Below are 16,164 nucleotides of genomic sequence, written 5' to 3' on the forward strand. Positions count from 1 at the left end.
ATAATTAGAAATTCTTAAATGTAGCGAACATAAGCACCGGATTATTATCTTCCGGCAGTTGAACAGTATTTTCAGTAACCATCGAATTATATTCTAAAGGAGTTAAAGGAATAACAAACTTATTCCCAACACAACACATTGGTATCTCCGAATAATGACATTTATAAGCCTCTGATTCCTGCTGCAAATATAGATGATCCGTTTCTTTATCTATCACCAGATGATATTTATTTTCTCCATATATAAATTCAGCATAAATATGTGATCCGGATTCCAGTAAATGAAAATAGTGAACAAAATTCGCATCGTTTAATTTATTCATGAATTCAAGAGCATCCTTCCATTCAGTATCTATAAAATCCTGACTCACCCATTTTCCGGCAAAATCAAAAGAATAACGAGGTTTCATTTCCAAAGAGTCAATTGTATACACAGTAGGACTATATAATGGCAAACAAAGGATCTCACCATTTACATCCTGAAGAGTAACTCTTGAAGAAAAACAAATACTCAGAGGTTTATCATAAGGAAAATACTTATTGATTTCCCCGGTAAAGTCCTCTGAATTCACAGATACATTATATTGCCACTCTTTTTCATAAGAACAACGCTGAAAATCAAATGCATACTTTTCCCTATTTACTTGACAAAAATGTTGAGGTGTAGAAGAGACTGGCAGTTTTGTTTCTCCTACAAACTGCCCTTCCTTATCAAAAGTGACGATTTTCTTCTGCATAGCATCTAAGATTTTGATTGTTCCATCATACTTATTTATAGCAATATCTATAATCTGTGCATATTCCCCTGGCCCATTACCGATTGCGTCTATTTTGGAATAATATGTTCCATCATCATTAAAGATAAAGACCATATTAGTCAATCCATCCCAAACTATATATTTCTCATTGAGATATAAGATCCGATTGATTTTGCCGATTTCAAGATCCTCTTTTGTTTCCAAAGGGATATAAGCGACACTATCGAACATCGAATAAAATTCACTGTCCTGAGCTTCATCAACATTTACAATGTATATATGTTCCGCATTTCCATCCCGAGATGAACGGCACGAAAATAAAAAACAGATGGTTAATAATAAAGTTATAGATTTTTTCATACAGAATATAATTTTCAAAACCTAAAAGATATCAACTAATTAAAATTTGAATAACTTTCATATCCAATTTCTTATTCTGATACTTATTCACAAAGATCCGTAAATATCCGGACATTGAAACCATCTTTCATCGGAGCTAAGATATGAAGGGCCGTTTCTCCTTTTCTTTTACTGATCAAGCTCTTGTCTACAGCAAAGAGAAATATACTTTTTCCCATTTGATTCTTAAGTAACCGGACAACAACTTCTTTATCGCCATCGTCCTCACCCTTTAAATATAAGAGATAGTATTCATCTGTCTTTTCTTTTTTGAAAAGTCTGGCGGATAAAGATATTGGATACAATGTTTCCTCATAAAACGCCTTACAATCAGGTTTATCTCCTACTAAACCTTGCATTAAAACAAACAATAGCAATAATAATTTCATATCAATAAGTTTATAATCAGAATTTTTTAAAGGTAGCAAACATCAGTACCGGATTATTATCGTCAGGAAGTTGAACGGCATCTTCACCTATCATAGAATTATATTCAAAGGGAGTCAGAGGAATTACAAACTGATTCCCGATACAACACATAGGATTCTCCGTATAATGGCATTTATAGGCTTCTGTTTCTTGCTGTAGAAATAAATGATCTGTTTCTTTATCTATCACCATATGATACTTATTTTCTTTGTACATAAATTCAGCACAAATATGAGATCCCGATTCCAACAAATTGAAATAGTAAACAAAATTCACATCGTTTAATTTATTTCTGAATTCAAGAGCATCTTTCCATTTTGTATCTATAAATTCTTGGCTAACCCATTTATTTCCGAAATCAAATATATAACGTGGCTTTACATCTGAAGAATCAATAGTATATACAGTAGAACTATATAAAGGTATATAAAGAATCTCACCATTTACATCTTGAAGAGTAACCCTCGGAGAAAAGCAAACATCCAAAGACTTATCATAAGGTAAATATTTGCTGATCTTTCCGGAAAAATCCTCCGAATTTATCGACAAATTATATTGCCATTCCTTTTCTTTCGAACAACGCTGATAATCAAATGCATACTTATCTTTGTTTACTTGACAAAACTGCATAGGAGCAGGAAATATAGGAAATTTTGTTTCCTTTATGAAATGACCATCCAGATCATAAGAAACAATTTTTCCCTGCATAGCATCTTGAATTTTAATCATATCTTCAAACTTATCTACAGCAACATCTGTTATTTGTACATATTCTCCCGGTCCATTACCAATAGCATCTATAGCAGAATAAAATTTGCCATCATCATTAAAGATAAAAACCCTATTAGTCAGTCTGTCTGTAATTATATATTTCTCATTATAATATAAAATTCTGTCAATCTGACCAATTTCATTATCATCTATTGTCTCCAAAGAGATATAGGCCACACTATCAAACATTGAATAGAAATCACTCTTCTGAGCTTCATCCACATTAACAACATATACAAGTCCTATACTCCTATTCTGAAATTGATGACATGAGAATAAAAAACAAAAACTTAATAATATAAATACAAATTTCTTCATAAGTAAAATAAATATATTGATAAAAAAATGAAAGACTAATTTGAATTATCTTCTTAATAACTCAAATTAGTCTTAAAAAATTCACCTATAAGCACTAATATGGACAATTAAGTACACCTCCTGCTGTACAAGTCCAAGCACAACCATAATTAGTAACACGATAATTACCATGCCACCAACCAATTACCTCACCACACCCCAATGCTTCTACATTTTCAAGAGCTAGCTCAGATAGCTTCACATTATCTGCCTGCTGAACACCATTCCATCCTGCTAACAATGCAATAGCAGCAATTGCAATAAAACCAGTTACTTTTCTTTTCATTTTTCAAATATTTAGTTAGTTAACAACATTATCATTGTCTCATTCATGAAACAATTTTCTATAATCAATTTATTTAAGATTAATTTCTCCCCAAAGACAATCAGCCACATTGATTTCTTAACTCAACAAAATAATCTTCCTCATCAAATCCTCTTAAATCAACTGTAATATAGTCCGTCTCCGATGCTTGGATCATTTCTTCATAAAAAGCCTTTCCGCCTTTCAATATATATATTGTTATATCGGAACATTTAGTATTACTATGAATGGATAAAACACCATCATTAACAAAAGCTGAGATCGGAATTGAGGGAGAAATGGAACGAGCACCTTCTTTCCAATTTCCACAAAAAGAAATACTTCTTTTTCCCTCCGCCAATACACTCTGTAGCAATAGACTACTGAAAACAAATAATGTGCACATTCCCCAAGCAAGCTTTTTTTGAGCTTTTACCATAACGATAATTTTAATAATTTCTACCTTGCAAAGGTATAAGGTTTATATATAATACCAATGGACAACAAGTGGACAGCCAAGAGCACTCTAAGCATTGATAATAAACGCTTTTAAAGAATTGAACAAAGTAGAATATGGACAGCCTGTTTCTCAGTATTTCCAAAGGTAAGCTTCAATGGACATTTCACCCTCTAACGGAGTCGTCAGATGTTGATTGATCCGCTCTTTTAAACGTTGCCTACATTTAGTGACAGAAAAGAGATAATCAGAAGATAAAAACAAGATAGTCTTTTTAAGTATTTTCATTTTAGATAGCCAGTTTTAACCAGCTATCTAAAATGAATCTTTATAGAACAAATCAGAAATACGAATTTTTAATTTATCACTTTGTAATCATGCAAACTTATCAAAAATTATCCAATTGGACCTGGTGGCAAATAATGACCATATAAATTCATAACAACTAACTGATCATTAAATGTTATATATGACCTATTAGCAGTCCAAGTTGTACCATCCTTTTTCGTCATTGTAGGTTGATTATTTCTTGAATATGCATAGGATCCATACATCATTATAGAGTCAAAATCAAATTTTGATGACGCATAGCCATAAGGCCAAATGTCGAACTGATCTCTAGCAGGAATTTGAATATTCCTTTCATTTACTATTATATAATTGTCTCTCATTGGATGCTGATGCTCATGTAACATTCCTAATGCATGTCCAAGTTCATGCATAACAGTTCCTTTATTCCATCCTGCAATAGAAAGACTTAAAGTTTGTTTTCCACCTATTCGACCAAGATTTGAGTAGCTACCATTACCTATAATAAATTCGATATAATCTCCAGAACCCTGTCCCACTCTAAATAAAATATTACATGCACTTTCCCATTCATACATAGCATCATATATTATATTTTGATCTTCTAAAGAAACGTTAGAAGCAAATACAAAATAAACAACTTTATCTTGCCATATTTGGGATAACTCAGAAATAGAAACTCCACGGGATACATTCTTTTTAGCAAGTAATTCAACTTGTTTATCACTCAACAGTATATCACCACATACATATTGTTCATTTACTTTTGATAACTGCAGACCATTAGCAAGCCTTATGGTATCTTTTACTAGCGATTCAAATGCAATTTCTTGACAAATATTAACAGAATCACTTTCAACAGATAATGTTGATTTTACCAAGGCACCTATATCGGCTTCCAAAAGACTTTTTTCTAAAGGCAAATTACCATCACTACAACTCCATAAAAAAAATGAAGTAATACAAACTAAAACACTTTTCATATCATATACAATTTTAATATTATAGTGGTGAATATATATAAAATAAGTATTATAAAAAACAAATTAATTATGAAATTTTCGTTTTTTCAATATTTTTCTTAGAACATATTCCTTCTCAAATTTTTCTGTCATTTTTTGACTATTATCATATGAATATACATTATATGTAACAACTGTTATTAATGAAGTATATTCGTATCCTAGCTCATATTCAAATCTGTCTATTACAGATTCAAATGGAATCCATTTATCCATATCAACATTTGCATATTTGATCAATATACACTCTTTCTTTGAGTTTGAAATTGAATCTTTAATAATTACTGTATTGGGTGCAACAAAAATCGTATAAGTTTCAACCGAATGTACACTTTTTTTATTATTTTCAGGCAAATCATTATCATTACATGAAACTAAACAAAAAATACCAAAAACTACTATTATAAATAATCTCATACGAATCATATATTTAATTGTTTATTTACATAAATGATGCTTTTAGAGATTTATTTGCTGCACTATATATGTTAAATATATCATTCAGTTCTATATAATAATACTGGATTTAGTTTTTGTATTGCTATTTTTATCCAGTACAAATAGTATTTATATATTTTATGCAGCTTTTTATCATACAAATGCATCTATTATTATAGATAAACAAAAGAATAACATCATGAATAAACTGTATTTTCTATTATTAATTTTTCCTACAATTATATGTAGTTGTGATAAATCTGAAAACGAAGTAGAAACTTCCACTATTGTAACATTTGAAAAAAATCCAGTTGTATTAAATTCTGATCTACAAGAGACAGAGATTCAAGCAAGTTCAACTTATTGGACTATGACTGTCACTGATGAAAATAATTCTATAATTGAAGGTGATACAATTAATGGCAGTTGGTATACGCTCATTAAAAAAAATGACGGTAAGTCCATATTAATAAAAGTAGCCAACAATCCTGAAAAAGAGCGCAAATTGTCTATTGGAATAAAAAAGATCAACTACTATTCTCTTTTAACAATAATACAAAAAGCAGAAGAAAAATAATTTGAAATACAATTCTTATATTTTTGTATATAAATAGACTTCTCTACGTTTATTTTTTAATTAAAAAATAGTTGATTGATAAAATAAATACATTTATTACATTCATATTGCTTTTGACAATTTCTCTTATTCTTATAGTTTTACAATATACCACCTCCACCGGGGTAATATGAATTATTATTTGATAAATATATCTGGACTTGATCATCAGTCAATGCCGGCTGTTGTGAATCTATTTGACTCATTGTTGCTGGTGTAAACCATGTATCACTGCCAAAATCAGAATCTTTTTGAATCCCCATCCCCCAATTACAATGGACCATCATAACTTCATTTGTATTCCAATTCATTTGTACGCCATCCCATACCCATACATGACCACTTGTTGTACCATGCATAACTCCTGCTGTGATATGTGGATTATTTTTCATGATAAGATCTGCCAATTTATTTATATCAATATTCTTGTGATATTTTGTTTCTACTGAATATCCTTGTTTATCAGCCAAGTATGTCCCAATTTTACGAGGATCATACAAAATCCCCACGGTTGGATAATAATCTATACCAAGTGCAATACCTATCTCTTTACATAATTGGCTAACCTCAAATTGAGCATCTTCTCCAGGAACTGCCACAAATGCAAATTTTGAAAAATTATAAACGTAAGGTTTTCCATTTGCCATAATATCTGATTTAAATTTTGAATAAAAAGTCACTACTTGCGCAGTTGCTGTTGCCGCGCATCCCACTGGAGCATGCCCCTTTAAGGTCGGATGTGCATTCATCACAGGAAAAGCTTTAATTTGGCTATTATAAGGATATTCCTGATGCCAATGAGTGCAAAGTAAAGGTCCATGAGTAGTTATATCAGGACGTGCACCATAAGTATGTATAGTTTCTGACGGATTTTTATAATAATTTTCAAGATCATTTTTAACAATGAAAGGTATTGATTTTATAATATGAGCCAAAGGATAAATCCGGGCGGTATCACTAATATCCCCATGTGAATAGACATAAACTTTATTTATTCTTTCATCTCCTGTTGCAATTGAATAACCTAAAGTTCCGTCTGCTTCATGAAACTTCATTAAATACAAATCAACACTTACCGAATCAGGAATTTGTGGACCATTTGATTTAGTATTTGTTTCATGATTCCATTTAAAATGATAAGTTGTTTTTATTGATTCATCTACGATAATGCTATTTTCAGACTTTGTTAGAGATGAATTTCGAAGAGACTTGCTAAACTTGTTAAGAAGATCAAGTGTTACGCTTTCTACAAGAGAATTTTCCGCAATAGAACCTTTTAGAGATACTTGAGATAATTCTTCAACTTCTCTTTGATTACAACTGCAAAACAATAATACCATCATAACTGGCATTAATTTAAATATAGTCTTCATACTTTAATATTTTGAGTTCATAATAATACAAACTATTCATTTAAAAACAACTCTCCCCAAAGACAATCAGCCCATTGATTTTTCAATCCAATAGAATAAGTTCCAGATTCAAATTCACTCAAATCAATTGTAACACAATCAGTTTTCGATGCCGGAATCATTTCTTCATAAAGTACCTTTCCGTCTTTCGATATACATATTGTTATATCAGAACGTTGAGTACTACTATGAATGGATAAGACACCATCATTAATAAAAGCGGAGATTGGAATTGAAGGAGAAATGGAACGAGTATCTTCTCTCCATTCTCCCCAAAATGAAACCCTCTTGCTCCCTTCCGCTGATATACTCTGTAGTAGTAAACAACTGAAAAAAAGAAATACACACATTGCCCCAACAGGCTTTTTGAGGTTCTTTGCCATAACGATAATTTTATTAATTTCTACTCTACAAAGGTATGCGGTTTATAATAGAAACAGATAAAAATAAACGGACAGCAAGTGGACAGACATGAACAGCCAGAACGCTAATATTAAGGCGTTTATCAATATCAAGCAATCACAAAATGTGGACAAGGTGTTTCCTAGTACTTCCAAAGGTAAGCATCAATGGACCTTTCTCCCTCTAACGGGGTTTCCAAATGCTGATTGATCCGCTCTTTCAAACGTTGCTTACGCTTGGTTACGGATGAAGGTGAAATAGCTAGTAATTCAGCCATAATGGAATTATTCAATTGTAATTTTATCAGGCAACAAATCAAAAGGTCATCATTCGTTAATGAAAAGTCTCTCCTCAACCGGTCAATCAGATTCGGATAAACGATATTCATTAAATTAAAGATTTCAGAACATCGGAATTCATCGATATATTCCGGATTGGATTTTAAACAATTAAGTATATTTATATGCTTAATCAATTGGGAACATAGATATCTTTGCCGCTCGGACAAATAAGTATTTTCAGTAACCAAGCGTTCATACGTTTTTAGTTCCTCCCCTTTTTCTTTTAAACGGGATACATATTTCTCTATATTTCTCTGCAATATTTCATTTTGAGACTGTAATGAAGCATTGTTTTGGCGAATTCGTTCAAATTCTTTCATCTGATCATTTATATGCTCCTGTGAGCCTACATGGTCCTCTATCTGAGAAGATAAGGCTTTTATAAGAGTCTCATTTTCATAAATTATATTTTCATTTTCATGTAAATGGTTTATACTCATCTCCAACTGCTTTCTATTTTCTTGAATTGTACGTTCCTTCTTGAGCAACTTATGTTGATAAAAATATATTAATATAGATATTATTACTAATAATATTATCGTTCCCCATAACAACTTGTTTTCTAAGTTATTATTTATATTCAATAACTTTTCCTGTTTATACTTTACTTGAATTTCCGCAATCTCCGAACTGCGATTGATATTATCTACAGAATCTTTATAAATCCAATATTGTTCATTATATTGAATTGCATCTTCATATTTCCCTAAATCTCTACATAAATAATATAAAGTTTGTGTTGCATCTTGTTTTGTATAAGGATTAGTAGTATTCAATGCTTTTTCTAAATAAAAATAAGCTGAATCAGATTGTCCCATGCAATAATAAGTTTCTCCGATTCCTAAATAAGTTTGTGGCAAAGCAGAAATGTTATGTTTTTCTTCTATCTTCTTTGATTTATCAAGATAATACATACATGAATCAAGCATGGATAAAGATCTGTACACAGTCACGATTTCCCCATAAGCCAATGTTAAAGCTTTCAAACTTCCTGCCTGTTCTGCAATTCCTATTGCTTTTTTATAATAATCTAATCCTTTAGTCCAATCATTGTTAAGCGTAGAAACACGTCCCAAACAAGAATATGAGTTGGAAATCAATGTGCTATCTTTCAATTGAATTGAATAATCATATGCATTCTCATAAGCTTTCAATGCCAAGTCCGCCAAACCACGATAAGCATATAATGTACCTAAGTGAATATTTATCAAACAAAGCAACCTATAATCCGTCGTATTCTTTGCCGCATCCCTCGCTCGTAAATAATAATCAGCAGCTTCCTCCGCATTATTCAGATCATGGTTAACTCGCCCTTCATAATATAACGCAGTCGCTTTTCTTACCGGATCATTCTGTTTTTCAAAATAATCCAATGCTATATTGATGAGTGAATCAGAAATATGTTTGATATAGTTCTTGTCACGTGCCTGAGTGATCAACAGACACCATGTCGCATATTGAAATTTATCAGATGGAGAGGGTACTTCCATTGAATCCAATACCGCCAAAGCACTGTTTGGACAACGTTGCATAAGCAACTCTGCACGAGACAGTTCCGGCAATAACTCTTTTGGCTGTTCAGTACACATCACGAAAGAGAGCAGACAGAATACTATATAAGATAGGTATCTCATCGCTGCACGGCATAATTGTTATAGCCTCAAAGATAATGAAACAATTCAACCTAAAGCTATTAATAATCAATTTTTTCAATACAGCCACAAACTAATTATCTGAGTTCAAAACATGTTTTTTGAAACTTACTTCAATTTCTTTTGAATATTCATCACTTAGAAACACTCGTACAACGGCAGTCTTTATTATAAAGTATTTGCGTAGTATTGGTTTTGACGTGAATAATGATCTGTTTGCCGACAACTCTTGGTACTTCCGCAATGCGTTGGTGCGTGCAAATTACAGAAATATACGAAAAGGCGTTGAACCGGATATGAGTTTCTTAGTTTTGTTTTTCAGGAATCTGATGATGGGAGAAAATAATGAGTTGAAAAATAGAACTATGATTATCAATCCATCTCAACATGTTGACCGAACAAGCGCCGAACAAGCTAACCGAACAACTTGCAACTAATCGTAATTCTTATAAAAGATTCCCTCCATTATCAAAATGTCACTACTCTACCAGGTAAATCGGATTAATATACCGGATAAATAAAAATACCCCAGCGGGTAATATTTTTTAACGTATCAATCCGTTTACAAAACACTTAAATAATAATCATATTGTCATTTGTAAGAAATATAACGAAAAGGGACTTTACGCCATCCGGTATTCCATAAAATATTCGAATCTCAATACTTAATCCGATACTTATCCAATACCTCTTTATAATTATCCTGCGCAGTCAAACAAGTATCCCGATAATAGGACATTTTCAATTCTTCGGTGATAATAAAGGGAACATGTCCGTTTGAAAGGCATTCTTTAAACAGGATCAGGCGACCGACACGTCCATTACCATCCTGAAAAGGGTGAATCACCTCAAAACATATGGGAATAAGGTATAGTATAAATATTCCATAATTATACCCACCCTGAGTACAATTCCTGCTATTGCATCGTATATTTGCCCTCAACCTTTTTTCCTGCCGATAATTATGAGCAAGTCTGCACACAACCTTCGGCAGACCTGCTCATAATTATCGACAGGCTTGCAGACAATTGTCGACAGGCAATTTCGTCGGCAGAGAAACGGAAAGACTACGTGTTGTTTTTCAGGCACACAAGTATAAAACAAAATAAAAATGGGAATCAGATTCAAAATCCACGAAACGCCACGGCCGAAAGGCAGGAAAGGTCCGAAGTTAATCCATGCACGGGCATTATGCGACAGCACGGTAAAAATGGATCATCTGTGTAAAATGATCTGCTCACGGTCGACGATCTCTTCGGCCGATGTGAAGGCAGTACTCGACTCATTTGTATGGGCGATCGGATTTTCTTTGGAAAGCGGGCAACATGTGGAGTTGGAAGAACTGGGACATTTCTCGCCTTCATTGCGTACCCGCCCATCCGTTGACGGGAAGAAAATAACCGTAACGGTAGACAACGTAAACTTCCGTTGCTCGGAAAAGTTAAAAGAAGAACTGAGAAATGCAGAACTGAAACAAGTCAAAACACCTAAAAAATTAACGTTCGATGAACGCGAAAAGCGAATGTTGGATTTTCTGGAACGGCACAAACAGATTACAACCCCGGATTATGCCGAGCTAAACGGCTGCTCGCGCTATCGTGCTACCGCTGATCTGAAACTATTCACAGAAAAAAATGTTTTATCCAAAATAGGAGGCGGCACGCATGTCATGTATGTATTAACTGCTGATAATAAATAAAATAGGAACAAATGAAACAAAAACGATCTTTTATCTTTTTCCTGCTGAGCTTCTTCTGCCTTTTCCAACTGGCGGCACAACAGGAACTGCAACCGTTACCTATCGATCCGCAGGTTCGTTACGGTAAACTTCCGAATGGTTTGACGTATTATATCCGTCATAATGAGTTACCAAAAGAACGGGCCGATTTCTATATCGCCCAAAACGTCGGTTCCATTCTCGAAGAAGAAAATCAGCGCGGGCTGGCACATTTCCTGGAACATATGGCATTCGACGGTTCCAAAAACTTCCCGAATAAGGGAATGGACGAATTTACTGAAAGCATCGGTATGCGTATGGGGGAAAATTTCAATGCTTATACCAGCTTCGATGAAACGGTTTATATGATCATGAATGCCCCGGTGACTCGCGAAAGTGTAGTGGATTCCTGCCTGCTGATCCTGCATGACTGGTCCGGCTTCATCACGCTTGCCGATTCGGCCATCGAAAAGGAACGTGGTGTGATCCGCGAAGAATGGCGTACCCGGCAGGATGCACAAATGCGTATCTGGGAACAGCAGTTGCCGAAAATTTATCCGAACAGCCGTTATGCCAACCGCATGCCGATCGGTACGATCGACGTGATCAACAATTTCAAGCCGGACGAATTGCGCGCCTATTACCATAAATGGTACCGTCCCGACCTGCAGGGTATCATCATTGTTGGAGATATAGATGTCGACAAGGTGGAAGCCGCTGTAAAAAGAATATTTGCCGATATCCCCGCTCCTGTAAACCCCGCTCCGCGTACCATGTTCGAGGTTCCTGACAACGATATGCCGCTGATCTCCGTTGCGACAGACAAAGAGGCATCGAACACGATCCTCTCTATTTCATATAAACATGAAAAAATGCCGCAGGATATGTACGGAACGATTGCCGGACTGGTGAAAGATTATATCCAGAACATAGCGGCAACGATAATGAACGAACGCTTCAACGAAATGGTGCAGAAAGCCAATCCGCCGTTTGTTGCGGCCCAGGCTTCAGACGGTGATTTCATGGTTTCCAAGACAAAAGGTGCCTGGACTGTTGCTGCCCTGGTAAAAGATAACGAGGTCGACTCGGCCATGAATGCTTTGGTAACAGAGACAGAGCGGGTAAAACGTTTCGGCTTCACTCCTTCAGAGTATGACCGCGCCCGTATCAACGTACTGAAAGACTACGAATCGCTCTACAATGACCGCGACAAACAGCGTAACAGCACTTTCACCAATGAATATGTCCGCCACTTTACCGAAGGAGGATATATTCCCGGCATCGAAGCCGAATATGCATTGATCAACCAGGTTGCACAGGCTGTTCCGGTCGAACAGATCAACAAATATATACAGGATATGATCGGTGACAGAAATATCGTTATCAGCCTGACCGGTCCGGAAAAAGAAGGTATCCCCCTTCCTACAGAAGAAGAATTGCTCCGCGATTTTATGAAGGCGCAACGCATTCCTGTAGAAGCCTATAAGGAAACAGTCTCCAACGAACCGCTGATCGCTGAACTCCCTGCTCCGGGTAAGATCACGGAGACAAAGGAAGACCCGCTGTTCGGTGCCACGATCCTGACATTGGGTAACGGTATCAAAGTGGTATTAAAACACACTGACTTCAAGAAGGATGAGATCCAAATGACGGCAACCAGCCCGGGAGGAAGTACTTTGTTCGGGAATAAGGACATCGACAACCTGAAAGTGTTCAACGACGTGATCGGCCTGGGTGGTCTGGGTAACTTCTCTGCGACCGACCTGAGCAAGATGCTGGCAGGTAAGAAAGTATCCTGTTCCACTTCGTTGGGAATGGATAGTGAGAACGTAAACGGTTCGTCCACTCCTGCCGACCTGAAAACGTTATTCGAACTGATTTATCTCAACTTCACGGCTCCACGCATGGATGAAGAGGCATATACTTCTTTTGAAAACCGCATGAAGGCACAGTTGAAGAATCTGGAACTAAACCCAATGGTCGCTTTCAGTGATTCGTTGACTAAAGCGATTTACGATAATAATCCGCGTGCCATGCGTATCGACGCTGCCGATTTCAAGAATATCAGTTATCCGCGTATCATGGAGATGTATAAAGAACGTTTCGGCGATGCTTCCGGTTTCGTTTTCACTTTTGTAGGGAATATCAACATAGACAGCATCCGCCCGTTGGCTGAACAATATTTGGCAACCCTTCCGGCAAACGGAAAGATCGAACAGGGTAACCCGAAAGAAGTACCTCCCATCCGCAAAGGCGATTACGTAAACCGTTTCAAACGCCCGATGGAAACCCCGAAAGCATCCGTCGTGAATCTCTATTCCGGACAGATGGATTACAATCTGGAAAATATCCTTACGGCAACCATGTTGAAACAGGTTCTCGACTTGGTATATACAGAAAAAGTACGTGAAGACGAAGGTGGTACTTACGGTGTGCAGACTTCCGCCCGCATCTCTTCCTTCCCCAAAGGACAGACATTCCTGCAGGCTTATTTCGATACCGACCCGGACAAACGCGAAAAGATGAACACGATCGTCCGCAACGAGCTGAAACGTATTTCCGACATTGGCCCAACTCCTGAATATTTCAAGAAAACACAGGACAACATCCTGAAACGTCATGCTGAAAACCTGCAGGAAAATGGTTACTGGCTGAATACGCTGGATAATTATTATTACAAAGGATTCGACGGGGAAACAAAATATGTTGAAACGGTCAACAGTATCACTCCTGCCAAAATACAGGCCTTCGCTAAGAAACTACTTGGCCAGGGAAATAGTATCGAGGTGGTGATGGAGCCGTAAGACTATAATAACGAGTGCATAAAACAATTAGGAAATCGATCAACCAACGTTTTAAAAGAGATTACAGGTGGAAAACGAGGACGGATCTATATCTTAAAAAAATATGTTGAGATATTCAGATGATATCTAAAGCGAAAAAGAGGATGAATTCATCCTCTTTTTTTATCTTTGTTCTTGTAAACCTTAAATCGAATACAATGTACATCCGAGTAATTCTCTGTCTGCTACCACTATTCATTCTTTCCGGGAATATATCCGGACAAGCTTTTTCTGCCGAGACTGAAAAAATGTTGAACAGCCTGGACTCGTTACTGGCTAAAAAAGAGACTTTTATCATTGCCAAAGAAAAAAGAATCGAGGATCTGAGGAAAATGGAGATGAAAGTTGCGACAGAGGAAGAGCAATACTGGATGAACAAATTGTTTTACGAAGAATACATGGTTTATGACAGCGACTCCGCATTTAGTTATATCCATAAAAACCTGGAAATAGCACAGCGACTGAACAATCCCCAATGGGCTGCGCAGTGGAAGATCGAACAATCGTTCATCCTGACAGCCACCGGTTTTCTGAAAGAGGGGCTGGATGCACTGAACGAAATAAAACCGGAAAACCTGTCGCCCTATTCCAGAACGGACTATTACGGACAAATGATGTATCTCTATTCCCATTACGGACAATATTCCGGGGAGAATTCAGAACAGAGCACTCTTTACTATGCAAAAGAACGGAACTACCGGGATTCTATCTTCGCCAGTATTCCCGACAACCATCCTTATGGTTTATGGTACAAAGGATGGCAATATAACAAAACTCCACAAGCAGCTGAAGTAAAAGAACAATTGACACAAGTGCTTGCTTCTGCTTCTTTCGACTCCAGAAAAGATGCCATGAATGCTTATATCTTGGCAATCATGTATAGAGACGAAGGTAACGAAGATGCATATTTTCGTTACCTCATTTTATCAGCCATGGCTGATATCCGCTCGGCGAACCATGATATTGCTTCCCTGGAAGAACTGGGAAAGATCCTTTACGAAAAAGGATCCATAGACCGTGCCTATTCATATCTTAACTATTGTCTGGGATGCGCACAATTATATAAGAACAGGATACGTATGATCGGCATTTCCTCCGCTTTGGATGCCATCCACAAAACATACGAACAAAGGAACAGGAAACAGGAAGCCGACCTGCGCCGGTATCTGTTCATTGTCAGCACATTGCTATTGGTCCTGCTTGCAGCCGTATTCCTTATCGGATCACAAATGAAGCGGCTGAAAGAATCACGCAAGAAGCTGAACAGCGCCAACCTGGACCTGAACAGGCATGTAGAAGAACTCGAACAGGCTCATAAACAGCTGGCGGAAGTGAACAACCAGCTTCAGTCGCTCAATGAACAGTTACTGGATGCCAACAACAAACTGACGGAATCCAATTATGTCAAGGAAGAATATATAGGTTACGTATTCAACATCTGTTCCAGCTATATCAGCAAACTGGACGAATACCGGAAGAATATCAACCGGAAAATCAAAACGGGCATGGTAGAAGAAGTCAAGAAGATGACGGATACCTCGACCCTGGCAGCTAACGAACTGAAAGAGTTTTACAGTAACTTCGATGCCATCTTCCTGCATATCTATCCGGATTTTGTCTCTGATTTCAATGCCTTGCTACAACCGGACAAACAGATCATACCCCGGGAAGGAGAATTGCTGAACACCGAACTCCGCATCTATGCCCTCGTGCGCCTGGGTATCAGCGACAGCGTAAAAATTGCCGAGTTCCTGCATTGTTCCCCACAGACCGTTTACAACAACCGGCTGAAAACACGCAGCAAAGCTGTCGTTCCTAAGGAGCATTTTGCAGATATTGTAAAATCTTTGGGAAAAATAGAACGCTGAAAACGGCTCAGAAAGCCTCCTTTACCTACTATTGAAACTTACTTTTTTCGAACAACCACACATACATAAC

Annotated in this window: 15 protein-coding genes and 1 pseudogene; 5 read left to right on the forward strand and 11 right to left on the reverse strand. The window is 36.4% G+C overall.

The genetic code is table 11. From position 1 onward, the window contains the following. Positions 1-4: 4 nt before the first annotated feature. From IEY67_RS01240 to IEY67_RS01270, 7 genes are all read right to left on the reverse strand, one after another. Positions 5-1,117 carry a 6-bladed beta-propeller gene (locus IEY67_RS01240; protein ID WP_122375783.1) on the reverse strand — a complete coding sequence of 371 codons (1,113 nt, stop codon included), beginning with the start codon at positions 1,115-1,117 and terminating at the stop codon, positions 5-7. An 83-nt stretch (positions 1,118-1,200) separates the two neighbouring features. Further along, positions 1,201-1,545: a hypothetical protein gene (locus tag IEY67_RS01245; protein WP_122375784.1), complete on the reverse strand. Its 345-nt coding sequence runs from the start codon at positions 1,543-1,545 to the stop codon at positions 1,201-1,203. A 16-nt stretch (positions 1,546-1,561) separates the two neighbouring features. Beyond that, positions 1,562-2,674 carry a 6-bladed beta-propeller gene (locus tag IEY67_RS01250; RefSeq protein WP_122375785.1) on the reverse strand — a complete coding sequence of 371 codons (1,113 nt, stop codon included), beginning with the start codon at positions 2,672-2,674 and terminating at the stop codon, positions 1,562-1,564. Positions 2,675-2,768: 94 nt separating this feature from the next. Next, positions 2,769-2,999 carry an NVEALA domain-containing protein gene (locus tag IEY67_RS01255; protein ID WP_183670345.1) on the reverse strand — a complete coding sequence of 77 codons (231 nt, stop codon included), beginning with the start codon at positions 2,997-2,999 and terminating at the stop codon, positions 2,769-2,771. 100 nt (positions 3,000-3,099) lie between these two features. Then, positions 3,100-3,456: a DUF3244 domain-containing protein gene (locus tag IEY67_RS01260; protein ID WP_229800924.1), complete on the reverse strand. Its 357-nt coding sequence runs from the start codon at positions 3,454-3,456 to the stop codon at positions 3,100-3,102. Between the two features lie 413 nt (positions 3,457-3,869). Beyond that, entirely contained in the window at positions 3,870-4,766 is an 897-nt protein-coding gene (locus tag IEY67_RS01265) for a M12 family metallopeptidase (RefSeq protein ID WP_183670343.1), read from the reverse strand. 63 nt (positions 4,767-4,829) lie between these two features. After that, positions 4,830-5,231 carry a DUF4377 domain-containing protein gene (locus tag IEY67_RS01270; RefSeq protein ID WP_183670342.1) on the reverse strand — a complete coding sequence of 134 codons (402 nt, stop codon included), beginning with the start codon at positions 5,229-5,231 and terminating at the stop codon, positions 4,830-4,832. A 211-nt stretch (positions 5,232-5,442) separates the two neighbouring features. Between IEY67_RS01270 and IEY67_RS01275 the strand changes: the two genes are divergently transcribed. Beyond that, a complete protein-coding gene (locus tag IEY67_RS01275) occupies positions 5,443-5,820 on the forward strand; it encodes a hypothetical protein (protein WP_183670340.1) in 378 nt (125 codons plus the stop codon). Between the two features lie 140 nt (positions 5,821-5,960). Here the strand turns inward: IEY67_RS01275 and IEY67_RS01280 are convergent, their stop codons facing one another. From IEY67_RS01280 to IEY67_RS01290, 3 genes are all read right to left on the reverse strand, one after another. Next, on the reverse strand, positions 5,961-7,232 hold the full coding sequence (locus tag IEY67_RS01280) for a C10 family peptidase (RefSeq protein WP_122375789.1): 1,272 nt from the start codon (positions 7,230-7,232) through the stop codon (positions 5,961-5,963). A gap of 32 nt (positions 7,233-7,264) precedes the next feature. After that, entirely contained in the window at positions 7,265-7,654 is a 390-nt protein-coding gene (locus IEY67_RS01285) for a DUF3244 domain-containing protein (RefSeq protein WP_122353255.1), read from the reverse strand. Positions 7,655-7,815: 161 nt separating this feature from the next. Beyond that, positions 7,816-9,603, reverse strand: coding sequence for a tetratricopeptide repeat protein (locus IEY67_RS01290; protein WP_229800925.1), 1,788 nt, complete (start codon positions 9,601-9,603; stop codon positions 7,816-7,818). Positions 9,604-9,767: 164 nt separating this feature from the next. Here IEY67_RS01290 and IEY67_RS01295 point away from each other — a divergent pair, with 164 nt between their 5' ends. Continuing rightward, positions 9,768-10,103 (forward strand): hypothetical protein, encoded by a 336-nt coding sequence (locus IEY67_RS01295; RefSeq protein WP_229800926.1) that lies wholly within the window; start codon positions 9,768-9,770, stop codon positions 10,101-10,103. Positions 10,104-10,324: 221 nt separating this feature from the next. Here the strand turns inward: IEY67_RS01295 and IEY67_RS01300 are convergent. Further along, a pseudogene (locus IEY67_RS01300) lies at positions 10,325-10,519 on the reverse strand (Fic family protein); the annotation flags it as partial. Positions 10,520-10,777: 258 nt separating this feature from the next. Here IEY67_RS01300 and IEY67_RS01305 point away from each other — a divergent pair. The 3 genes from IEY67_RS01305 (at position 10,778) to susR (ending at position 16,094) form a co-directional block, all read left to right on the forward strand. Next, positions 10,778-11,365 (forward strand): HU family DNA-binding protein, encoded by a 588-nt coding sequence (locus IEY67_RS01305; protein WP_183670336.1) that lies wholly within the window; start codon positions 10,778-10,780, stop codon positions 11,363-11,365. A gap of 11 nt (positions 11,366-11,376) precedes the next feature. Next, positions 11,377-14,187, forward strand: a complete 2,811-nt coding sequence (locus IEY67_RS01310) for a M16 family metallopeptidase (RefSeq protein ID WP_183670334.1) — start codon at positions 11,377-11,379, stop codon at positions 14,185-14,187. Positions 14,188-14,384: 197 nt separating this feature from the next. Beyond that, positions 14,385-16,094: a SusR family glycan utilization regulator gene (gene susR / locus IEY67_RS01315; protein ID WP_229800927.1), complete on the forward strand. Its 1,710-nt coding sequence runs from the start codon at positions 14,385-14,387 to the stop codon at positions 16,092-16,094. Positions 16,095-16,164: the final 70 nt, after the last annotated feature.

The sequence above is a fragment of the Parabacteroides faecis genome (genome assembly GCF_014647375.1).
Taxonomy (GTDB): Bacteria; Bacteroidota; Bacteroidia; order Bacteroidales; family Tannerellaceae; genus Parabacteroides; species Parabacteroides faecis.